Origin of the sequence: Streptomyces sp. NK15101 (assembly GCF_020400725.1) — a bacterium.
Taxonomy (GTDB): domain Bacteria; phylum Actinomycetota; class Actinomycetes; order Streptomycetales; family Streptomycetaceae; genus Streptomyces.
On the sequence record NZ_JAINVG010000037.1, the window covers coordinates 1 to 22,136 of the forward strand.

At 72.0% G+C, this 22,136-nt stretch carries 18 protein-coding genes and 1 pseudogene; 14 read left to right on the forward strand and 5 right to left on the reverse strand.

Annotated features, from left to right (window positions below):
• On the reverse strand, nucleotides 1-1,055 hold a 1,055-nt coding region (locus K7G60_RS20440), incomplete at its 3' end, for an alpha/beta fold hydrolase (protein ID WP_225802398.1).
• Between the two features lie 397 nt (nucleotides 1,056-1,452).
• Between K7G60_RS20440 and K7G60_RS20445 the strand changes: the two genes are divergently transcribed.
• The 4 genes and pseudogenes from K7G60_RS20445 (at nucleotide 1,453) to K7G60_RS20460 (ending at nucleotide 4,437) form a co-directional block, all read left to right on the forward strand.
• The gene (locus K7G60_RS20445) at nucleotides 1,453-2,313 is read left to right on the forward strand and encodes an alpha/beta fold hydrolase (protein ID WP_263986125.1); all 861 of its coding nucleotides are present in this window, start codon (nucleotides 1,453-1,455) and stop codon (nucleotides 2,311-2,313) included.
• A 56-nt stretch (nucleotides 2,314-2,369) separates the two neighbouring features.
• Nucleotides 2,370-2,816 (forward strand): VOC family protein, encoded by a 447-nt coding sequence (locus K7G60_RS20450; RefSeq protein ID WP_225802400.1) that lies wholly within the window; start codon nucleotides 2,370-2,372, stop codon nucleotides 2,814-2,816.
• 82 nt (nucleotides 2,817-2,898) lie between these two features.
• A pseudogene (locus K7G60_RS20455) lies at nucleotides 2,899-4,056 on the forward strand (FAD-dependent oxidoreductase); the annotation flags it as partial.
• Between the two features lie 186 nt (nucleotides 4,057-4,242).
• On the forward strand, nucleotides 4,243-4,437 hold the full coding sequence (locus K7G60_RS20460; protein ID WP_225802401.1) for a hypothetical protein: 195 nt from the start codon (nucleotides 4,243-4,245) through the stop codon (nucleotides 4,435-4,437).
• A 112-nt stretch (nucleotides 4,438-4,549) separates the two neighbouring features.
• Here the strand turns inward: K7G60_RS20460 and abc-f are convergent, their stop codons facing one another.
• On the reverse strand, nucleotides 4,550-6,184 hold the full coding sequence (abc-f, locus tag K7G60_RS20465; RefSeq protein ID WP_225802402.1) for a ribosomal protection-like ABC-F family protein: 1,635 nt from the start codon (nucleotides 6,182-6,184) through the stop codon (nucleotides 4,550-4,552).
• 474 nt (nucleotides 6,185-6,658) lie between these two features.
• Here abc-f and K7G60_RS20470 point away from each other — a divergent pair, with 474 nt between their 5' ends.
• Nucleotides 6,659-6,871 (forward strand): cold-shock protein, encoded by a 213-nt coding sequence (locus K7G60_RS20470; RefSeq protein ID WP_225802403.1) that lies wholly within the window; start codon nucleotides 6,659-6,661, stop codon nucleotides 6,869-6,871.
• Nucleotides 6,872-7,411: 540 nt separating this feature from the next.
• On the forward strand, nucleotides 7,412-9,130 hold the full coding sequence (locus K7G60_RS20475; protein WP_225802404.1) for a PP2C family protein-serine/threonine phosphatase: 1,719 nt from the start codon (nucleotides 7,412-7,414) through the stop codon (nucleotides 9,128-9,130).
• A gap of 148 nt (nucleotides 9,131-9,278) precedes the next feature.
• Here the strand turns inward: K7G60_RS20475 and K7G60_RS20480 are convergent, their stop codons facing one another.
• The gene (locus tag K7G60_RS20480) at nucleotides 9,279-10,325 is read right to left on the reverse strand and encodes a mechanosensitive ion channel family protein (protein WP_225802405.1); all 1,047 of its coding nucleotides are present in this window, start codon (nucleotides 10,323-10,325) and stop codon (nucleotides 9,279-9,281) included.
• Between the two features lie 834 nt (nucleotides 10,326-11,159).
• Between K7G60_RS20480 and K7G60_RS20485 the strand changes: the two genes are divergently transcribed.
• The 5 genes from K7G60_RS20485 (at nucleotide 11,160) to K7G60_RS20505 (ending at nucleotide 16,591) form a co-directional block, all read left to right on the forward strand.
• Nucleotides 11,160-12,896, forward strand: coding sequence for a lysyl oxidase family protein (locus K7G60_RS20485; RefSeq protein WP_225802406.1), 1,737 nt, complete (start codon nucleotides 11,160-11,162; stop codon nucleotides 12,894-12,896).
• Nucleotides 12,897-13,140: 244 nt separating this feature from the next.
• Nucleotides 13,141-13,374: a hypothetical protein gene (locus K7G60_RS20490; RefSeq protein ID WP_225802407.1), complete on the forward strand. Its 234-nt coding sequence runs from the start codon at nucleotides 13,141-13,143 to the stop codon at nucleotides 13,372-13,374.
• Nucleotides 13,375-13,654: 280 nt separating this feature from the next.
• Nucleotides 13,655-14,035 (forward strand): nuclear transport factor 2 family protein, encoded by a 381-nt coding sequence (locus K7G60_RS20495; protein WP_225802408.1) that lies wholly within the window; start codon nucleotides 13,655-13,657, stop codon nucleotides 14,033-14,035.
• Nucleotides 14,036-14,414: 379 nt separating this feature from the next.
• Nucleotides 14,415-15,788: a deoxyribodipyrimidine photo-lyase gene (locus K7G60_RS20500; RefSeq protein ID WP_225802409.1), complete on the forward strand. Its 1,374-nt coding sequence runs from the start codon at nucleotides 14,415-14,417 to the stop codon at nucleotides 15,786-15,788.
• 185 nt (nucleotides 15,789-15,973) lie between these two features.
• Nucleotides 15,974-16,591, forward strand: a complete 618-nt coding sequence (locus K7G60_RS20505; protein ID WP_225802410.1) for a sigma-70 family RNA polymerase sigma factor — start codon at nucleotides 15,974-15,976, stop codon at nucleotides 16,589-16,591.
• Nucleotides 16,592-17,006: 415 nt separating this feature from the next.
• Here K7G60_RS20505 and K7G60_RS20510 read toward each other — a convergent pair whose 3' ends face one another.
• Both K7G60_RS20510 and K7G60_RS20515 read right to left on the reverse strand, forming a co-directional pair.
• Entirely contained in the window at nucleotides 17,007-17,384 is a 378-nt protein-coding gene (locus tag K7G60_RS20510) for a DUF4440 domain-containing protein (RefSeq protein ID WP_225802411.1), read from the reverse strand.
• Nucleotides 17,385-17,679: 295 nt separating this feature from the next.
• On the reverse strand, nucleotides 17,680-18,720 hold the full coding sequence (locus tag K7G60_RS20515; RefSeq protein WP_225802412.1) for a MerR family transcriptional regulator: 1,041 nt from the start codon (nucleotides 18,718-18,720) through the stop codon (nucleotides 17,680-17,682).
• A gap of 337 nt (nucleotides 18,721-19,057) precedes the next feature.
• On the opposite strand from K7G60_RS20515, the gene K7G60_RS20520 reads away from it, so the two are divergent.
• From K7G60_RS20520 to K7G60_RS20530, 3 genes are all read left to right on the forward strand, one after another.
• Nucleotides 19,058-20,572, forward strand: a complete 1,515-nt coding sequence (locus K7G60_RS20520) for an SDR family oxidoreductase (RefSeq protein ID WP_225802413.1) — start codon at nucleotides 19,058-19,060, stop codon at nucleotides 20,570-20,572.
• A gap of 118 nt (nucleotides 20,573-20,690) precedes the next feature.
• On the forward strand, nucleotides 20,691-21,581 hold the full coding sequence (locus K7G60_RS20525; RefSeq protein WP_225802414.1) for an SDR family oxidoreductase: 891 nt from the start codon (nucleotides 20,691-20,693) through the stop codon (nucleotides 21,579-21,581).
• A gap of 37 nt (nucleotides 21,582-21,618) precedes the next feature.
• Nucleotides 21,619-22,107 (forward strand): MarR family winged helix-turn-helix transcriptional regulator, encoded by a 489-nt coding sequence (locus K7G60_RS20530; RefSeq protein WP_225802415.1) that lies wholly within the window; start codon nucleotides 21,619-21,621, stop codon nucleotides 22,105-22,107.
• Nucleotides 22,108-22,136: the final 29 nt, after the last annotated feature.

The following is a 22,136-nucleotide window of genomic DNA, read 5'->3' on the forward strand; positions in this document are numbered from 1 at the left end:
AAGTGGTCCACGTCGACGACGGCCTGCGCGAACGCCGTCGGTGCCTCCTGCGGAACGTTGTGCCCGATGGAGAGCGTGCGGTGCTCGTACGGTCCGGTGAACTTGCCGCGGTAGGAGGAGCCGTCACCGGGCGGTGGGGTGAAGGGGTCCAGCAGGGGGTCGATGGTGAGGGTGGGCACTCCGATGGTCGGTCCCGTCGCGAGCAGGTCCTCGTAGCGGTCGTAGCGGCGTTCGCCCTCGGCGAGGCCAAGCCGCCAGCGGTAGTTGTGGATGACGATCGCGGCGTAGTCGGGGTTCTGGAAGGCCGCCGCGGTGCGTTCGAAGGTGGCGTCGTCGAAGTTCCAGGTCGGGGAGACCAGGTCCCAGACGAGCCGGGTCAGGTCGTGGCGTAGGTCTTCGCGTTCCATGGCCCTCTTGCCGCGTTCGGTGGCGAAGTAGTACTGGTACCACCAGGTGTGCTCGGCGGCCGGCGAGATCGGCTCCAGTTGCATGGCGCGGTTGGTGACGAGGTAGCCGCTGACCGAGACGAGGGCCTTGACGCGCTCCGGCCACAGGGCGGCGAGGATGCCGCCCGTCCGCGAGCCCCAGTCGAAGCCGGCGATCACGGCCTTGTGGATCCTGAGGGCGTCCATGAGCGCGATGATGTCCAGCGCGATCGCCGACTGTTGGGCGTTGCGGAACGTCCGGGAGGACAGGAAGCGCGTCGTGCCGTGGCCGCGGAGGTAGGGCACGATCACGCGGTAGCCCCGGTCCGCCAGCAGGGGAGCGACGTCGACGTAGCTGTGGATGTCGTAGGGCCAGCCGTGCAGGCAGATGACCGCCGGTCCGTGGGCGGGGCCCAGTTCGGCGTAACCGACGTTCAGCAGCCCGGCCTTGACCTGTTTGACCACGGGGAAGGAGGTGTGCGCGCCCGGAGTGATCGCCGGTACGGCGGGTGCTTTGCCGGCGGGGCTCGGGGCGGCGGCGTTCGATACGGCCTGGAGACCGGCCAGCGAAGCGACGGCCGCCCCCGTGCCGAGTCCCAGAGCCTTGCCGAAGGTGCGCCTGTTGATCATGTGAGGCCTTCCGTGCGCCGTGGTTCGCTTCCCGCCCGGTGCGGGGAGCGGTCGGATCGGGGTCAAGTCACCTGACTAACTGGTTACTCGGTCCGCCGTAAAAGTATCACCTATCGAAGCGGTTACGCATCCGGTGGGACGGATTTGCGCCCCACTGTCGAGCGGTCGCTCGGGATGCCGCCCGCCCTGCGCTCGATGCGACCTTCTGGGCCTCGACTCCCGGGTGGATCCAGGGCGTTCGTCGTCGAGTCGCCTCCGCGTCCTTCGGTGTGTATGCACACCTCAAGTTTCGTCACCGCCTTGACGGGTGACGAATCGGCTGACAGGTTAATCACCGTGCAAACAGGTGACGCCGCATCGGGCGTCCACCGATCCACTGTCGAAAGGGTTCCTCGTGATGAACGTCAAGGGCGCAGGGGTGCGACGGACGATGGCCGGGGCCGCCGCCGTGGCGGTCGCGTTCGGGGCCTTCGCCCTGGCCGGCGCCGCCGGTGCCGGCGCCACCACCGATGTCGCCGCCGTCGCCGCTCGGGGTGGCGAGCGGGGGCCCAAGCCCACCGTCGTCCTGGAACACGGCGCGTTCGCGGACTCCTCCAGCTGGAACGGCGTCGTCTCGCGACTGCGCGCCGACGGCTACCCCGTCGTGGCCGCCGCCAACCCGCTGCGCGGCCCCCACGACGACGCCACCGCCCTGCGCGGCCTGCTCGACCACGTCAAGGGGCCGAAGATCCTCGTCGGTCACTCGTACGGCGGTTCCGTGATCAGCGAGGCCGCCGCCGACCGCACCGACGTCAAGGCCCTGGTCTACGTGGCGGCGTTCCTCCCCGCCCCCGGCGAGACCGCGCTGGAGCTGACGAACAAGTACCCCGGCTCCACCCTCCCCGGCGCCCTGGACCCCGTCCCCGTCACCAACCCCGACGGCACGAAGGGCACCGACCTCTACATCCAGCAGGACAAGTTCCACCACCAGTTCGCGGCGGACGTCCCGCGCGACGAGGCCGCCCTCGCCGCCGCCGGCCAGCGCCCCATCGCCCAGGCCGCGCTTGAGGAGAAGGCCACCGCGGCCGCCTGGAAGACCATCCCCAGCTGGGCCGTCGTCACCACCCAGGACCTCAACATCCCGGCCGCCGCGCAGCGCTTCATGGCCGAACGGGCCGGCGCCCGCATCACCGAGGTCACCGCCTCCCACTCCGTCGCCGTATCCCGCCCCGGCGTCGTCACCCGCGTCATCGAGTCCGCCGCACGCGCCACCCGCTGACCTTCTGATCCCTCGCCTCCGAACGATCCCTCACCTCCGGAAGGGAGAGCACTGCCATGGACCTGAAGCTCGAAGTCGTCGTCATCCCCGTCTCGGACGTCGACAAGGCCAAGGAGTTCTACATCGAGAAGCTCGGATTCCGCGCCGACGCCGACTTCCCCATCCACGACGGCTACCGCATCGTCCAGGTCACGCCCCCCGGCTCCGGCTGCTCGGTCATCTTCGGTGAGGGGCTGACCACCGCCCCCGCCGGCTCGGCCCAGGGGCTGCACCTGATCGTGACCGACATCGAGCAGGCGGTGGAGGAACTGACCGGCCGCGGAGTCGACGTCGACGGTCCCTTCCACGACGCCACCGGTGCCTTCCACCACGCCGACGGGACCCACCGCGTGCCCGGCCTCGCCCCGAAGCGCCCGAGCTACGGCACCTTCGCCGCCTTCTCCGACCCCGACGGCAACGAGTGGTTCCTCCAGGAGGTCACCGTCCGCGCTCCCGGACGCTGACCACGCGCCCCACCCCGGAGGCTGTCGTCCGGACGCCTCCGGCCGCTCGGCCGACCGTACCCCCACCCGTCTGGAGCCCCCTGTGGCGACCACGGACATCCGCACCTACGACGTCGTCGTGATCGGCGCGCGACCGGTCGGCGAGAACGTCGCCGACCGTACCGCCGCCGCCGGACTGAGCACCGTGATCGTGGAGAGCGAACTCGTCGGCGGGGAATGTTCCTACTGGGCCTGCGAGCCCAGCAAGGCACTGCTGCGGCCCGGGCTGCTGCGCGCCGAGGCGAGCCGCGTCCCGGGCCTGAACCCCGCGGTCGCCGGTCCGCTCGACACGGCCGCCGTGCTCGCGCACCGCGACCGCATGTCCGCGCACTGGGACGACGGAGACCAGGTCCAGTGGCTGGACTCGGCCGGCATCGAGCTGCTGCGCGGCCACGGCCGGCTCGCCGGACCCCGCAGGGTCGACGCGAGCACACCCGACGGCCGCACCGTGCTGCTCCGGGCCCGGCACGCGGTGGCCGTCTGCACCGGCAGCCGCGGCCCTGCCCGACGACCTGTCCGGACTCGACGAACTGCGCCCTGGACCAGTCGGGAGGCCACCGCCGCCGAATCGGCCCCCGGGCGGCTCCTCGTCGTCGGGGTGGGCGTGGTCGCGACCGAGGTGGCGACCGGCCGGCGGTCCCTCGGCAGTGAGGTCGCGGTGGTCGCCCGAGGCGACGGACTCCTGCCCCGCATGGAGCCCTCGCCGGCGAACCGGTCGCCGACGAGCTCCGCAAGGCGGGCGTCGACCTGCGCTTCGGCATCGGCGTCCGGCACGCCGAGCGGGGCGACGGACCCGGCAGCGACATCCGGGCCGTCCTGTCCGACGGGGTCGAACTCCTCGCCGACGCGCTGCTGTTCGCCCCCGGCCGCGCCCCGCGCACCGACGACATCGGTCTCGGCACCGTCGGCCTCGCTCCCGGCGCGTGGCTCACCACGGACGACAGCCTGACCGTCACCGCCGTCACGGGCGACTGGCTGTACGCCGTGGGCGACGTCAACCACCGCGCCCTCTTCACCCACCAGGGCAAGTACCAGGCCCGTGTCGCGGGAGCGGTCATCACCGCCCGCGCACAGGGGCACGCCCCTCGACGCCGGGCGCTGGGGCGCCCATGTGGCCACGGCCGACACCACGGCCGTCCCCCAGGTCGTCTTCACCGAACCCGAGGTCGCCGCTGTCGGCCCGACCGCCGTCGAGGCCGACACACCTGCGTGAAGGGGTGGTGCCATGAGGGTGCTGTTGGACGCACCTGACCGCCGACCTGCACCCTCCGTCATCCTCGTAACCGTCTTGACTGGTTACTTGGGAGGGGGGATATTGGTGGCCGATCGCACGATGATTCGGCAGTGAACAGAACGTGATCCATGAACGACGAAGTGGAGACCGGTCATGAACAAGGAAAACGCGGTGGACCCGGCGGCAACGGCGCGGCACGAGCGGTTCGGCAAGCTTCCCGAGCGCATCCCTTTCGAGAGCACGATCGAGGGGAAGCAGGCCGAACCGAACGCGGGGGTGACCGCCGACCACAACCCCGAAGGCGCGTGGAACTTCTACTCGTGCCTCGCTCTGGATCTGGGGCTGTAGTCGGTCGCGGGACGCTTCTCCCGAACAGGCGCTGTGGTCGCCCCGTGGCGCACCGGGCCGTTCGCCGCGGGGCGTACGGTCTCGGACGCGGGCCGTGTCACGCGCCGGCGGATCACACCTCGGGCGCGCCGGTCTCCTTGAGCGCTCCGCCGGCCAGCCGCAGCCAGCGGTTCACTCCGATCTCGGTGAGGAACCGCTCGTCGTGACTGACCACCAGGAACGCTCCCTGATAGGAGTTGAGCGCACTCTCCAACTGGCCCGCGCTGACCAGGTCGAGGTTGTTGGTGGGCTCGTCGAGCAACAGCAGGTGCGGTGCCGGTTCGGCGCACAGCACGCAGGCCAGAGTGGCGCGCAGCCGTTCGCCGCCTGAGAGGACCCCGACCGGCAGGTGGGCCCGGGGGCCCCGGAAGAGGAAACGGGCGAGCAGGTTCATCCGCTCCGCCTCCGGCCGGGCGGGGGCGAACCCGGCGAAGTTCTCCGCCACCGTGAGGTCGAGGTCCAGCAGGTCCAGGCGCTGCGACAGATAGGCGATCCGGCCGTCGTTGCGCTTGATCTCACCGCTGTCCGGGGTGAGGTCGCCCGTGATCAGACGCATCAGGGTGGTCTTCCCGGCGCCGTTGGGACCGGTCAGCGCGATGCGTTCCGGACCCCGCACGGTCAGGTCGACGCCGCCCGGGGCGAACACGTCCTCCTCGCCCAGACGTACCTGCATGCCTTCGCCGAGGAACAGGTTGCGGCCGGCGGGCACCCGGGTGTCGGGAAGCTCCAGGGTGAGGCGCTGTTCCTCGCGCAGCGCGCGCCCGGCCTCGTCCAGGCGCGCCTTGGCCTCGCTGATCCGGGAGGCGTGCATCTGTCCGGCCCGGCCCGCGGACTCCTGCGCGCCCCGCTTCATGTTGCCGGCGAAGATGCGCGGCAGGCCGGCGCTCTTGAGGTTCTTGGCCGCGTTGCTCGCCCGGCGGTCCGCGCGCTCACGGGCCTGCTGCATCTCCCGCTTCTCCCGCTTGAGTTCCTGCTCGGCATTGCGCACGTTCTTCTCGGCGACCTCCTGCTCGGCGCGGACGGCCTCCTCGTACTCGGTGAAGTCGCCGCCGTACAGGCGCAGTTCGCCACTGTCGAGTTCGGCGATGCGTTCCATGCGGTCGAGCAGCGCGCGGTCGTGGCTGACCAGGAGCAGACAACCGTTGAAGTCCGACAGCACGTCGTAGAGCTTGTGCCGGGCCTCCAGGTCGAGGTTGTTGGTGGGCTCGTCGAGCAGCAGCACGTCCGGGCGCTTGAGCAGCTGGGCGGCGAGGCCGAGGGAGACCACCTGACCGCCGCTGAGCGTGCTCAGGCTGCGGTCCAGGGTGAGGTCGGCCAGGCCCAGGCGGTCGAGCTGGGCGCGGGTGCGCTCCTCGATGTCCCAGTCGTCGCCGATGGTGGTGAAGTGCTCCTCGGCCACGTCGCCGGACTCGACGGCGTCCAGGGCCCGGATCACCTCGGCGATGCCGAGCACCTCGGCGACCGTGAGATTCCCGGTCAGGGGCAGGCTCTGCGGGAGGTGGCCGAGGGTGCCGTCGACGGACACCGTCCCGGTGGCCGGCCTGAGTTCGCCGGCGATCAACTTGAGCAGGGTGGACTTGCCGGAGCCGTTGGGAGCGACCAGCCCCGTACGGCCAGGGGGCACGCTGAAGGACAGGTCGTCGAAGACGGGGGTGTCGTCGGGCCAGGCGAAGGAGAGGTTCGAGCAGACGATGGCGGCGTCGGACATGAAGGGACCTCGGAGGTGCTGAGGGCAGAGCTTGGTCCTCTGCCCTGGGCAGACGGGGGAAAGGGGTACGACGAAACGGACCACCTCAGCGGTGCATCTGCGCACCGGCCGGTGGCCGTCAGATCCGGATCTCACCCGGAGATGTCGTCTTCACCCACCACGTCTGCGACTCCTCGATACACGGTCTACGTCCACCACAGCTTAACAGTTCACCTCTCAGGGCCTCTCCGTTGTGCCTGCTGCTCGCCGAGGAAACGGCCGCAGGCGTGCAGGACATGGCCGGCCGATCACCGGGCGGGGCGCGGAGTGGCGCCCGGGGAGTGCGCCCGTCCTCGGTCGGGGCGGCGTCGCGCCGCTCGCGTCCCTGTTTTCGGGATCGTCGTGTTCCGTGGTCGCGCGGGTACTGTATGTAATGATCGTTCGGCGTTAGCCGAAGACGAAGACCGACGGCTCCTGACTGGACTGGGGAATGACGTGGCCGAGCGCCAGAACGGCACTGTGAAGTGGTTCAACGACGAGAAGGGGTACGGCTTCATCACGCCGGAGTCCGGGCCCGACCTGTTCGTGCACTTCCGCGCGATCGAGGGGAACGGCTTCAAGTCCCTGAAGGAGGGTCAGGCGGTCACCTTCGAAGCCGTCCAGGGCCAGAAGGGGATGCAGGCGGACAAGGTCCAGTTGGCTTACTGATCGTTTCAGAAAGAGGTTCGGGCGGTACGCGGAGCCGCCCGGGACCACGATGCGGCCGGGGCGGTGTGTCTCAGCCGTTTTCCGGGGCGCTGAAGGCAGGCGTACCTTCCTCCGGTGGCCGGAGGTCTGCCCGCCCTGCCCTCTTCCCCTGCAGTGCGGACTTCGCCGCCGCCACCTTTCGTTCGATCTCCTCCGTCAGCAGGCGTATCCGAGCTTCTCGTTCCGCTCCGGTCAGGCCTGTGAGGCCCAGCCTGGCGTCACGTTCTTCCTGGGACATCGTGCCCTCCTCTTCTCGGTCGGCCTCGTCGTTTCCGGCCCCCATCCCACAATTCCGCGGCGAAGGACCGGGTCCGGCTGATGTTCCTGGGCCACGTCGGCGTCCGTCCACTGCCCGGGGGCTTCGCCGCCCGCTGCCGGCCCCCGCTCCGGTGCCGTGCATGCTCCCGGGACGAGCGGGCAGGGGCGCGGGAGAGCGAGTCGGTGGTCGGCCGGGCCGGGACCGCCGGCCCGGCGGCGTGCCACCGGCCCCGGGAGGCGATCATGGGTTTTCCGCTGCCCGACACCGTCGAAGAGCTCAAGGCCCTCATCGGAAGCGAGGTCTCCGCCCTTCGCACCGCGGTCCGTCGCACCGCGGACCGGCCGGCCGCCGCGCCGGGGGACGAGGTGACCGCCTCCGTCCAGCTGCTCGCCCCCACGCCCACCCTGCCCGCGCACAACGACACCGGGGCGGGCTGCCTCTGCAGCACCCACGACCGCGGCGCCACCGGCACCTGCGCCGTCCTCGGCGCGATCCCCGCCTCCGCCGTCCTCCTCGAACCGGTCCACGACGAGACCGGGACGGTACGGGACTTCCGCATCGTCGCGGGCAACCGGATCCGCTCCGCCGAATGGCTGGAGGCCCCCGACCGGCAGGTCGGACAGCGGTTCCTGGAAGCCCGGCCCGGAGCGGCCGCGAGCGGCCTCCTCGCGGCGCTCACCGACGTCGTCGCAGGCGGCGGCCCGCTGGAAGGCCGGGTCGTCGACTACACGGAGCAGCGCCTGGGCAGGCTCCACCGCGCCCCGCTCCTCTACTCGGCGGCGCTCTGCGGCGAACAGGTCCTCGCGACCTGGCGGCCCGTGCAGAGCCAGACCGAACTCCTGACGATCGACGCCCAGTACCTCGCCTCTCTCGGCTGGGGCAGCTGGGACCTGTTGTCGGGGAAGGTGACCTGGTCGGAGGGGCTGAGCCGGATCTTCCACGCCGACATCCGGATGCCCTGGTCGCTGGAACAGCTCTGCGACACGCTGCTCCCCGACGACCTCACCGCGTTCGCCGAGTTCCTCACCTCCGTCCTGGCCGGGGAGGAACCCGCCTGGACCCGGATCCGCTTCCTGGTACTCGGAGAGGTGAGGACGCTCGACCTGATGGGCAGGCCGGTCGTCGGCACCGACGGGCGGCCGTGGGCGGTGAACCTCGTGGCCCGCGACCTCACCCCGCAGATCCGCAGCCGCCGCAGGCTCGCCGAGACGGAGCGCGAGTCCGACCGGCTCCGGCGCCAGGCACGGGCGGAACGAAGAGTGGCCGACGCCCTGCGCGAGGCACTGCTGCCGACCCACTCCGAGGCCCTGGCGGCGGTCGGTCTGACCGTGGCGGCCTCGTACGGGCCGGCCGAACCGGACGCGGCCGTCGGAGGCGACTGGTACAAGTGCCGCCTCCTGCCGGACGGCCGGGTCCTGGTCGCCATCGGTGACGCCGCCGGCCACGGCCTGGACGCGGTGGCCCGCATGTCCCAGCAGCGCCACGCCCTGGCCGGCCTCGCCCAGACCGGGGCGTCCGCCGGCGAGATCACGACCTGGCTCAACGAACTGGTCTGCAGCGACCCCACGGAACAGACCGCCACCGTCGTCACCGGTCACATCGACGACGCCCGCAACCTCCACTGGGCCGACGCCGGCCACCCCGCGCCCCTCCTCCTCCGCGACGGACGCGCCCGCCCCCTCCACACGGGCAAACGCGGCCCCCTGCTCGGAGCCCTGCCCGGCTACGCGTACGAGACCACCACCACTTCCCTGCGCCCCGGTGACCTCCTGCTCCTCTACACCGACGGCATGGTCGAACGCAGGGGAGAGGACGTCACCAAGGGCATCGACCGCCTCGCCGACCTCGTCGCCCGCACGCCGGACGCGGCACCCCGGGACCTGATCGACGCCATCCTCGCCGACCCCGACCAGTCCGGCCACGAGGACGACGCCTGCATGCTCGCCATCCGCCTCGACTGACCCGCCCGGAACGGAACGCCGGCCTCATGGGGCGCACGCGGCGCCGCGGGACCGGCTCCGTCGGTGCAGTACGCGGTGTGGTGCCGACGCGCTGCTCGCGCGGGGCGTCCCGGGCGTGCGGGTCGGCCACCACCGGTACGTACGACCATCAGGGCCGTGCGTCGGCCGCCTGGGCCGTGACGATGCGGGGGAGCGCCCCGGGGTGCTCCCGGGTGAGCCAGCCGACGAGCTCCTCCCGTACGGCGCAGCGGGTCGCCCACAGGTCGTCGGCGTCCTTGGCGGTCACCAGGGCGCGCACGGTGATGCCGGTCGGCGAGGTGTCGGTGACGGCGAGGTCCCACCCCCGGCCGTCCCAGCCCGGACAGGTGTCGAGGAACCGGCGCAGGTGGATGCGCATCAGCTCGACGGGTACGGAGTGGTCGCAGTGGACGAAGACCGTCCCGGTCAGCTCGTTGCCGCCGCGCGACCAGTTCTCGAAGGGACGGGAGGTGAAGTACGAGACGGGCAGGGTGACCCGGCGTTCGTCCCAGGTCCGGACGGTGAGGAAGGTGAGGGTCACCTCCTCCACGGTGCCCCATTCCCCGTCGACCACCACCGTGTCGCCTATGCGGACCATGTCGCCGAAGGCGATCTGGAAACCCGCGAAGAGGTTCCCGAGCGTCGACTGCGCCGCCACGCCGGCCACGATGCCGATGATCCCGGCCGACGCGAGCAGCGACGTGCCGAGGCCCCGGAACGAGGGGAACGTCACGAGGGCGAAGGCGGCGGCGACCACGCCGATGACCACCGCCACCACCCGGGTGAGCAGGGTGACCTGCGTGCGGACGCGGCGCAGCCGTGCCGCGTCACGCGTACGCGCCGCGTACCGCGCGTACGAGGACTCGACGACGGCCGAGACGAAGCGGACCGTCAGCCAGGCGCCGCCGCCGATCAGGCACAGCAGGAGTATGTGGTCCAGTTCCCCGGCGCGGCTCAGGAGCGGCGGCCAGTCCGTCGCACGGTACGACCAGCGGAAGGCGGCGCACAGCAGGACGACGTGCAGCGGCGTACGGCAGCGCCTCAGCAGGCCCCAGAGGGGGGTGTCGGGGCGGCGTGAGTCCGCGTACCGCGCGAGAAGGTCCGCGGTCCGGCCGGCGGCCAGCGCCACCAGCGCCGAGCCGCTGAGGACGAGCGCCAGTCGAACGATGCTTTCCATGGCTCCCCAGTCGACGAATGGAACGTGGTCGTCCTTCTCGCCTCACCGCCGGCCCGCCGGGCAAACACACTTCGTGCGGGAGCACACCGGTCGTCGACACCCGGTACCGGTACCGGGTGTCGACGACCGGTGTGCTCCCGCACGATGCGCTTCGGAAATCCGGGTGCGGCCGGTCTCCCGGACGCCGTCCGCCTGTCACACGGGCACGTTCCGGGCGGTGTCCCCCCGACGATGTCGCTCGGCGGCGTGCGCGAGTACCACCGCGAGGGCACGAACGGCCTGGTGGGCCTCGTCGGCGAGGCCCACGGCCCCTATCGCATGCCCGGGACCACGGACCGGTACGCGGTCGGCGACTTGGGCATCGCCGGGCTCGGCGAGCCGTTCCGGTCACCGGGGGCGGAGAAGTCCGCGCGAGTCCTCCAGGGCGTGGTGCTCGGGGCAACTCCCCTCCCCCGGGCAGGACTCGGCTCCTCGGGCGACGTCCTGGCGGAACACCGTCCGGCCGCCGGCGATTTTCGGATCGGGCGGACCTGGCCCCGAGAGTCCGATCGGATCCGGTGTCCACCGGCGGTCCGGTCTTCCCTGACTGGTCAACAGCCCTTCCGCGGCGTGGTGTCGGCGGACCGTTCGGCCCGGTCCGTTGTCCAGCGCAACAGCGTCATTCGGCCAACATCGGGATGATTTCAGCTCTCCGGACAACCAGGTACGGCCTCTTCCCCTCTCACCGCACGGGCGCAGCGAGTGCCTTCCACCGCACCGGTCGGGCGTCCGTCCCGTCGGGCGGGCGGCCCGCTGTCCGCCTCCTTCTCACAGCACCCGGAGGACGAGAGAACGATGACCACCACGCGTACCACCCGGCTGCGGCGTCCGCTGCTGGCCGGCACCACGGTTGTCGCCGCCATGGCCGTGACGGCCGGCTTCATGGCCGCCACGCCGGAGCAGGCGAACGCCGTGACGAGCCCCAGGCTGAGCCTCATCGCGGCGACCGGCTCGATCACGCTCACCTCCTGGAAGGAGGAACCGGGCGTCTACCTGGACCTGGGTACGTACCTGACGGCGGAGGGAACTCCGCTCGAGCTCAAGGTGACCCGGAAGTCCTACAAGGACCCGGTGACCATCACCCAGACCGTGTACGAGGGCGGCAAGGCCAAGGCGAAGACGCTGCCCCAGGGCACGGTGAAGGACTTCTCCGGGCTGCCCGGCTTCATGGAGGTCACCGTCACCGACAAGGACGGCAAGAAGGTCGTCAGCCGGACGGAGAGCTTCTGCCCGAACAACGCCAGCGGACGGGTCCGACCCGACGCGCCCTCCACCTCGAAGTATCCGGAGAGCTGTCCCACCAACCCCTTCACCCTCGGTTCCGTGTGGGGCGTCGAGAAGGGGTGGGCCGCCAACACCTACAGCGGTGCCTACACCCAGCCGGTGAAGCTCGCCGCCGGCACGTACACGGCCAAGGTCCGGGTCGCCAAGAAGTACCGGGACCTCTTCCAGATCGCCGACAGGCCCGCGACGGTGAAGGTCACCGTCGAGGAGCGCAGCTGGGACGAGAACGGTGCCGCTGCCGCCCGAGCGGCCACCGCCGGGGAGCACGCCGGGCACGGCGCCGCCCACCACGCCCCGGCCGGTCACGCCGGGCACGCTCCGACCCCCGCCCAGGCCGGCGCACCGGAGACCAGCGGCGCGGGCCCCTCGTACAACGTGGGCCACGGCCCGCTGAAGGCCGCACCGCCGGCCCTGCCGTGGGCGGTCAAGAAGCAGCAGGCGATGCGGGCCGACCTGCAGGCCGACGACTCGGCGGGGCGGACCGACGGCTCCCGACAGGCACCCGCCCTCACGCCGCAGTCCAAGCGGCCCGCCGGGAATCCCTCCGTCCCCAACGTCCCCAAGCCCGACCTGCGGTCGCTGCCGGCCTACGGCATCACCATCAGCGACGGCGACCGGAACATCCCCGGCAAGGACTACCTGGCCTTCAGCGCCAACGTGTGGAACGCCGGTCCGGCCCAGCTCGTGGTGGACGGCTTCCGCTCGCCCGGCAAGGCCAAGATGGACGCCTACCAGTACTTCTACGACGCCAACGGCAAGCAGGTCGGCTACACCCCGACCGGCACCATGGAATGGGACCCGCGCCCCGGCCACGTGCACTGGCACTTCACGGACTTCGCCAGCTACCGGCTGCTGAAGGCCGACAAGAAGGAAGCGGTGCGCAGCGGCAAGGAGGCCTTCTGCCTCGCCAACACCGACGCCGTCGACTACACGGTGAAGAACGCCAACTGGCACCCGTTCAACACCGACCTGGCCACCGCCTGCGGTCAGGAGAACTCGATCTCCGTCCGGGAGGTGCTGGACGTCGGCTCGGGCGACACCTACACCCAGGACCTGCCGGGACAGTCGTTCGACATCACGGACGTGCCCAACGGCACCTACTACATCCAGGTGCTGGCCAACCCGGCCAAGCGGCTGAAGGAAACCAACCTCGACAACAACAGTGCCCTGCGGAAGGTCGTCCTCGGCGGCACGCCCGGCCGGCGCACCGTGACCGTCCCCGCGCACGACCTCGTGAACGCGAACTGATCACCCTCCCGCGCACCGGCACGCGGCAGGCACGGCGCAGTGGCACACGGGTGACGGACGCCGACCCACGGAGGCGAGGAATCTCCTCAAGGGGCCACTGAAGAGCATCGTTTCTGCGCTGCCACGACCCCATGATCCGTTGTCCGGCATTGGAGTGAGACGCCGTATCCCGTCGTTCCCTGGGGCGTTTGACCGCCCGACGGGCACTCTCTGCCACGTCATTCGGACATCTTGAGGAGTAGCTATGCGTTCTCTGGCCGCGTCTGTCCTGGCCGTGGGGATCCTGCTGGGCGGTGCCGGTGCCGCGCTCGCCCACGACGGGGTCGGATTGGGAAGGTTCGCCGAGGGTGGCGAGGGCTTCACCTCGCACTGTGCGGCGGCCGGTGTCCCGTCCGTGTACGGAACGATCTTCACCGCCTCGTGCTCGGACGAGGGCTGGGAAGTGGGCGACGAGTTCGACTTCCTCGGCGCCCGCTGACCTGTGGCCGCGCCCGGCGACGGGCACCACTGAGCAAGACCCACGCGTCCCGTGCTCGCGCGCGGGACGCGGCAAGGCCCGCCCTCGCACGCGAGGGCGGGCCGTTCGTTCCGTAAGGAACCCACCGCGGCTCTCACCGACGTCCCGGTAGCCCGGTAGCCCGGTAGCCCGGCAGTCCTGAGCCCGGCATCCCGGTCGACGTCCCTCACCTGCTCGACGTCCGCCACCTGCTCGACGCGCCCACCGTGCCGCACCCGGTCGGCGGACCTACGGTGGCCCCATGAGCGACCCGGAGAAGAACAAGGCCGCGGCCAAAGCGTTCTACGACCTGATGTTCAACCAGTGCCGACCCGCCGAGGCCGTCGACCAGTACGTCGGCGACACCTACATCCAGCACAACCCGCACGTCGGCGACGGCAAGCAGGCGTTCATCGACTACTTCGAGCGCATGGCCGCCGAGTACCCCGGCAAACGCGTCGAGTACAAGCGCGCCTTCGCCGAAGGCGACCACGTCATCCTGCACTGCCACCAGATCTGGCCCGACGAGGAGTACGCCGGCATCGACATCTTCCGCTTCGACGCCGATGGCAAGATCGTCGAACACTGGGACGTCCTCCAGACCGTCCCGCCCACCTCCAAGAACGACAACACCATGTTCTGAGGCAACCGGACGGCTTCCTCGTCCCGGAAGCGGCGAAGCCGGCGTGTCACGGGTTCACCGCGTCGAAGGGCTCGTCGTGCCGGCGCCGGCCGGCGGTGCCGTCGTCGTGGACGTGCGGCATGAACTCGGCGACCGGGCCGCCGTCGGAAGACGCCACGGTGAGGGCGCCGCGGATCCGGGTGGAGCAGGCGTCGGCCCGCTCCCGGTCCTCGTCGTCGACAGCCCGAAGGGCGCGGGCCCCGGCGTTCTCCGGGTCGGCCGGGCGGCCGCGTCGCGTGCATCCGCCGCACGAGGGCCGGGGGAATCGCGGATACAGGAGTGCGAAGCCAGTACGCCGGCGCGCCGCGCTCGCGACCGGCGGCCGAACAGGGAGGGCGCGATGACCGTCTCCGTCGTTCTGTACACCTCTGACCTCAGGGTCCACGACCATCCGCCCCTGAGGGCCGCGGTCGAAGGGGCACAGGAAGTGGTTCCGGTGTTCGTCCGTGACCCGGCCGTGGACCGCGCGGGGTTCGCGGCCCCCAACCGGCTGGCCTTCCTCGCCGACTGCCTCGCGGACCTGGACCGGGGACTGCGGGACCGCGGCGGTCGACTCGTGGTGCGGCAGGGCGACACGGTGGCCGAGGTGCAGGCCCTGGTGCGCCGGACGGACGCCGACGAGGTGCACATGGCCGCCGGCGTGACGGCGTTCGCCAGGGCGAGGGAGGCACGACTGCGCAAGGCACTGGAGGACGACGGCTGTCGGCTGTACGTGCACGACGGCGTGGTCACCGTCGTGCCACCCGGTGACCTCCTTCCCCAGGGGAGGGACCACTTCGCCGTGTTCACGCCCTTCTACAGGCGCTGGACCGCAGAGCCGCTCCGGACACCGCTGCCCGCCCCCGGAGCGCTGCGCGTCCCCTCGGAAGTGCGGTCCGAGCGCATCCCGCGGCGTTCCGCGGTCGCCGACGTGTCGCCGGCCCTCGCCGTGGGAGGGGAGAGCGAGGGGCGCAAGCTGCTCGGTTCGTGGCTGGCGGATCAGGCCGACGCGTACGAGGACCGCCACGACGACCTGGCGGGTGATGCCACGTCCCGCCTCTCGCCCTATCTCCACTTCGGTGCCGTCTCCGCGACCGAGGCGGTGCACAGGGCGCGCAGGCGGGGCGGCGCGGGTGCCGACGCCTTCGTGCGGCAGGTGTGCTGGCGCGACTTCCACCATCAGGTCCTGGCCGCGCGGCCCGAAGCGGCAGGCGTGGACTACCGTCCGCGCCAGGACCGTTGGCGGCGGGGCGCCGACGCCGAAGAAGACCTCGCCGCCTGGCGGGAGGGACGGACCGGCTACCCCGTCGTCGACGCCGCCATGCGGCAGCTCGCCCACGAGGGATGGATGCACAACCGCGGCCGGTTGATCACCGCTTCCTTCCTGGTGAAGACGCTCTACATCGACTGGAGGGAGGGGGCGCGGCACTTCCTCGCCCTGCTGGTGGACGGTGATGTCGCGAACAACCAGCTCAACTGGCAGTGGGTGGCGGGCACAGGCACGGACAGCAGGCCGCAGCGCGTCCTCAACCCGGTGCGGCAGGCCAGGCGGTACGACCCCGACGGCAGCTACGTCCGCCGCTGGGTCCCGGAGCTCGCCGCCCTCGACGGGCCGGCCGTCCACGAGCCCTGGCGGCTCACCGGACCCGACCGGGCGTCCTTCGACTACCCGGACCCGGTGGTCGAGCTCTCCGAGGCCCTGATGCGCTTCCGGCAGGCCCGGGGCACGGCCTGACCCGGTTCCCTCGCCCCGGAACGGTGCGCGGCATCGGTTTCGATGCGGAAACGATGCGACTTGTGCGGAAGGGTGTGCCGGCCGGAACGTGGGGGCGTACGGGGCCGACGAGGTCCCGACGCCGCCGCTCTCGCCGCGGCACGCCCCGGTGGACGCCCGCGCCACCATCCGCAGGAGGAAGCGTCATGACCGCACGCCGAATCACCAGCGACCTCGTCGACCCGTCGGAGCAGCACCCCGACCACACGCCGCTCGAAGACGGTGACGACTGGATCGCCCGTGGCCTGGTCCGCGGCGACGAGCACTGCCTGGCCGCGGCGTACCGCCGCTGGGGGCACCTGGTCCACACCCTGGCGGCACGGGCGCTGGGAGATCCACGCGAGGCGGAGGACGTCACCCAGCAGGTCTTCGTCGCCGCGTGGCGTGGCCGGGCCGGCTTCCGCCCCGAGCGCGGCACCCTGCCGGCGTGGCTCACCGGCATCACCCGCCGGAAGATCGCCGACGCGCTGACCGCCCGTACCCGCCGCACCGAGCTCGCGGCGACCCTCGGCGCCGCCCTGGAACACGAGGCCAGGACGGACGAGCAGCCCGAGCGGGTCCTGGACCGGATGGTCGTCACCGAGGAACTGGCCAGACTGCCCCGCGTCCAGCGTGACGTGCTGGAACTCGCCTACTTCGCCGACCTGACCCAGACGCAGATCGCCGACCGCACCGGCATGCCCCTGGGCACGGTCAAGAGCCACGCACGGCGTGGGCTCCAGCGCATGCGCCACAGCCTCGAGCTCGCCGCGGTCGGCGGCTGACCGCGCACTCCGGCGGCTGACCGGCCCGACGGACGACCCGCCGCAGCGGCGGGGGAGGGGTGGCGGGTCTCCCCGCCACCCACGTCCTGTCCCGCGCCCACGAGGCTGTGCGGTACGAGACGGACGACCGGCTCGACGCGACCGCGCGCACACCCACGAGCCGCCCGCTGCCGGGGGAGGGGCGCTCCGCGCGGGACACCGGCTTCATCGCCCTCGACGAGCGGAACCGTCCCCGTCTCCGCCGTCTGGTCGTACGCCCCCGAAACGCCCGCCCTGCTCGTCCGGAGCAGCGGCAAGCGGCTCCTGGCGGTCCACACGACCCGCCGTCCCGGGTACGTGGCCCGTCAGGCGCGCACGAGCGGTTCCGTCCCCCGGGCTCTCCGCCGACCGACGGACGGGGAACGGGCTCACGGCCTCATGCATCCGGCACGGGTGTGGCCTGGTGGTAGTACATCCGCCACCCGGATTCTTCATCCGGCTTCCGCCAGATGGAGCTCCTCCGGGCCCGCCTGCCATCGATCATGGTCTCGAACGTCAGATGCACGATCCCCGGCGCCAGCACAGTGCCCGTCATCTCGCTGGGCACGTACTGCGGGCCGTCATCGGCAGCGCCCTGCATCACCGGAAGCGCCGAGAGCATCGACCGGCGGTCCCACCTACGCCCTGAGGCACCCACTTCCACGAACTCCGGATCGAGGAGTCGATCCGCCAACGCCCCGGATGACCGTCCGGCCGGGCTCAGCAACTGCAACTCTCGCCTGATGACCTCGGCCACGCTGCTTTCCATGTTCATTGGGACATCCTGCCCCGGCTGACCTGGGCGTTCGCAAGCGAATTGAGGAGCCGACCGCGCGGGTCTTCCTGCTGGAACGGTGCCACTGCGGGGCGACAAGGCGCATCCCTCCCGCACCGTTCCACATGACGGGCATGGCGCCGACCGGTGCGAATTCGAGCTGCGGATCGGAACTGGACCAGATACATCACGCGGTGCCCGAACAACGAGGCCCGCCGGCCGGCGATCGCCTCCGTGAGCTGCCGCGACCGCGCGTCAGGCTCGGGTACGAGACAGAGCGCCCCCGGAAGCCGTGTCAGCCTTCGGCACTCCCGGCCGGCTCTCCGTACAGCCGTGAGACCACGCCGATCGCCTCGCGCAGCCCGGCAGGACGCACCGTGCCGGGAGCGGGCGTCCGGCCGAGCCAGCCGGGGCCCGCGAGAAGGACGAGGGGCGCGGTGCGTGCTCCCCGGACCCCGAAGGCCGTCGCCGCGACGTGCCGGGCCAGTGCGTGGTCCGCGGTGGATCTCGCCTGGGACCAGAGGGCGACGGCGGCCGGCCCGGACCGTCGTACCGCCGCGTCGAGGGCCTCCGCGGGTACGGCCGCGCCGAACATCCTCGTGGGCAGCCCCCTTTCGGCGAGTCCGGCCGTGAGTGCCTCCAGAGACAGGGTGTGCTGCTCCGCGGGGACACAGGCCAGCACGATCGGAGCGGCAGGGGAGGCGACCGCCGGTCCGGTGACGGCGGCCCGCCGCAGCGCGGTGGAGATGTGCCAGGAGAGCAGGTGCTCCACCTCGACGTAGCGGTCGCCGGACGATTCCCACTTCCGGCCCACGGCGTGCAGCGTGGGAACCAGGATCTCCTCCCAGGCGGTGACCAGCCCGTGCTCCGCCAGCGCATCCTGGAGCAGCCGCTCCATGGCCGGACCATCGAGGCGTACGGCGGCACGGGCGAGCCCGCGGCACTCCTGCCGTACGTCGCCCAGGGGCAGACCGCTGCCGGGCCCGGCGCGGCCGGTCCTTCCCGGAGGCACGTCCTCCGGGGGCGCGGCCGGGCCCGCCGCCTCGGGTCCGGCCTGAGGGGCGTCGGCGGTCGCGTCGGGAACGGCCGTCCCGGAAGCGAGCCGGACCTGCCGGGCCGTCCGTGCAGCCTCGGCGGGCGGGACGCCCGACGCCGTGAGACGGCACATCTCCTCGAGCATCGCGACGTCCACGGGGCTCCACCGCCTGTGTCGTCCGTCCGCGCGCACGGCAGGGCCGATGCCGTACCGCTGGTCCCAGGAGCGGACCGTGGTGGGGGAGACGCCCAGGCGCCGTGCCACGGCGCCGGTCGTGATGCCGGGATCTCTGTCGGACATGTCATCCACCATACGACGCGAAAACGATGCGAAGGCGTGACTCGTCGGCGCGCAGTGTCTCCAGGCGTGTCCTGCCCCGGCGGCCTCCGGAGGACGCGTGCGGTCGTACGGCCCCGGAACCGGGAGGTGCTCCGCCAGTGGGTACCCGGCCGCCCCGGTCTCCCGGGCGGAGCTGGACCAGGTCCTCGCCGACAAGGCGACGCTCACCGAGAGCGGCAGGCACGGCGGCCGGCTTCGGCGGGGTCACCGGGCCGGGCCCGCATCCGTGTGTCCCCGGGACGGCGAAGAAGCGGTGCAGGACGTGTACGCCACGGCAATCGGTGAAACGGATCAGCACATGGACACTCCGACCCCACCCGAGGGCGCCCGCTGCCTGGTCACCGGCGCGAGCGGCTACATCGGGGGCCGCCTCGTGCCGGAGCTGCTCGACAGCGGCTATCGCGTGCGCTGTCTCGCCCGGCACCCGGACAAGCTCCGCGACTTTCCCTGGGCCGACCGTGCGGAGACCGTGCGCGGGGACGTCACCGACGCCGCGAGCCTCCGCGAGCCGCTCGCCGGCGTCGACGTCGCCTACTACCTCGTCCACTCCATGAGCTCGACGGCGGACTTCGAGGAAGCCGACCGGCTCGCCGCCCGCACCTTCGCCGCCGAGGCCCGGTCCGCCGGGGTGCGGCGCATCGTCTACCTGGGCGGTCTGGTTCCGCGCGGAGTGGCGGACGGCGAGCTCTCGCCTCACCTGCGTTCCCGTACCGAGGTGGGCCGCATCCTCCTCGACTCGGGCGTTCCCACCACCGTCCTGCGGGCCGCCGTCGTCATCGGCTCCGGATCGGCGTCCTTCGAGATGCTCCGGTACCTGACCGAGCGCCTGCCGGTCATGGTCACGCCCAGCTGGGTCGACAGCCGGGTCCAGCCCATCGCGGTCCGCGACGTGCTGCGGTACCTGGTGGGGAGCGCGGGCATGCCCCCGGACGTCAGCCGGACCTTCGACATCGGCGGCCCGGACGTGCTCACGTACCGGGAGATGATGGAGCGGTACGCGGAGGTCGCCGGGCTCCGCAAGCGCCTGATCGTCCCCGTGCCGGTCCTCACGCCCCGGCTGTCCAGCCAATGGATCGGTCTCGTCACGCCGGTCCCCGCCTCCCTGGCCCGGCCCCTCACCGAATCGCTCCGGCACGAGGTGGTCCGCACCGAGAACGACATCACGCGGTACGTCCCGGACGGCCCCGGGGCACCCGTCCCCTTCGAGGAGTCCCTCCGGCTGGCCCTCCGCCGCGTGCGTGAGGCGCGGGTGAGCACCCGCTGGTCCTCCGCCTCGCCGCCCGGGGCGCCGAGCGATCCGCTGCCGACCGACCCGGACTGGGCGGGCGGCAGCCTCTACACGGACGAACGGTCGCGCACCGTCGACGCGAGCCCGGAGTCGCTTTGGCGGGTCATCGAGGGGGTGGGCGGGGAGAACGGCTGGTATTCCTTCCCGCTCGCCTGGGCCGTCCGGGGGTGGGCGGACCGGCTCGTCGGGGGAGTGGGACTGCGCCGGGGACGCCGGGACGCGGCGCGCCTCCGGGTCGGGGACGCGCTGGACTTCTGGCGCGTCGAGGAGATCGACCGCGGACGCCTGCTGCGCCTTCGCGCCGAGATGCGCCTGCCGGGGCTCGCGTGGCTGGAGATGGGCGTCGACCGGGACGAGCGGGGCCGGACGTCGTACCGGCAGCGGGCGCTCTTCCACCCCAGGGGCCTCGCGGGACAGACGTACTGGTGGAGCGTGGCCCCGTTCCACGCCGTGGTCTTCGGCGGCATGGCCAGGAACATCGCCCGGACCGCCGAGACGGAGAGCAAGCGGCGGGACGCGCCGTGAACGAAGGGCGATCACCGATGCCGGACGAACACGGCCCGTGGACACCGGACGCACCCGGGGGCACCCGCCCGCGGGACGTGACGGTCCGGGAGCGGCCGTGAAACCCAAGGAGACCACCATGAAGCGTTCACCGGATCTGCGAGGGCGTACCGCGGTCATCACGGGAGCCGCCCGCGGGCTGGGCGCCGGCCTGGCCCACCGGCTCTCCGAGCGGGGGATGAAGGTGGCCCTGCTGGGCCGGGAGGCCGCCACACTGGAGGCGGTCGCCACGACCCTCCCCACGGAGAGCCACGTCGTCGAGGTCGACGTCACCGACGACGCCGCCATGCGCGGGGCCGCGGACGACGTGGCCCGGCACCTCGGAGCCCCGTCGGTGGTCGTCGCGAACGCCGGCGTGGCCGAAGGCGGCCCGTTCGAGAGCTCCGACCCGGCGACCTGGCGGCGCGTCATCGAGGTCAACCTCGTCGGAAGCGCCGTCACCGCGCGTTCCTTCCTTCCCGGGCTGCGCGCCACGCGCGGTTACTTTCTCCAGGTCGCCTCGACGGCGGCCTTCGGCGCGGCCCCCATGATGAGCGCCTACTGCGCCTCCAAGGCCGGAGTCGAGGCCTTCGCGCGGTCCCTCCGTGCCGAAGTGGCCCCTGTGGGCGTCGCCGTGGGCGTGGCCTACCTGCACTGGACCGACACCGACATGATCCGCGACGTCGACCGCCACCCGGTCCTCCGGGAGCTGCGTGGACACATGCCCGCGCCCGCCCGCCGGGTGTACCCGGTGGACCGGGTCTCGGCCTGGCTCGCCCGCGGGGTCGACCGCCGCTCCCCTTCCGTCTACGCGCCGCCGTGGCTCAGGCTCGCCCAGGCCGGACGCCCGTTCTTCCCCCTCGCGGTCGACCTCCTGTCACGTCGGGAACTGCCGCGCCTCATGCGCGAGTCCGCGTTCGACCAGACCGGTCTGCTCGGCCCCGGCGGTCGCATCGAGGCGGCGTCGCTCGACGACCGGCGGGTGAGCTGATTCCGTGTTCCCCCCGACGTCCGCATAGGCTGGCGGCGTGGATGACGGGCATGTGGGGACGATCGTGACGGGTGACGGGAGCGGGACCGATCCGCAGAGGTTCGCGGTCGCGCTGCGTCGGACCATCGGTGAGATGAACCGTCTGGTCCACGGCTTCGCCTCCACCGAGAACCTGCACCCCACCGACGTCCATGCGCTCTCGTTCGTGCTCGACCACCCCGACACGGCCACTCCGGGACTGTTGAGAGAGCATCTCGGCCTGACCTCCGGCGCGGTGACCGCCTGCCTCGACCGGCTCGAGAAGGCGGGCCACATCCGTCGCAGCAGGGCTGACGACGACCGGCGCGTGGTGCGCATCCACTACGTCCCGGAAGCCCGAGCGGCGGCGCGGGCGCATTTCATGCCGCTCGCGCAGGCGGCGGATCGTGCGCGCGGCCGGTTCACGAAGGACGAGCTGGCGGTCGTCCTGAGGTATCTGGACGCCCTGAACGAGGAACTCGGAGAGCTGCGCGCTCCCCGCCGCTGACTCTGCCCGGCGCGGTTCACCAGGCCGGG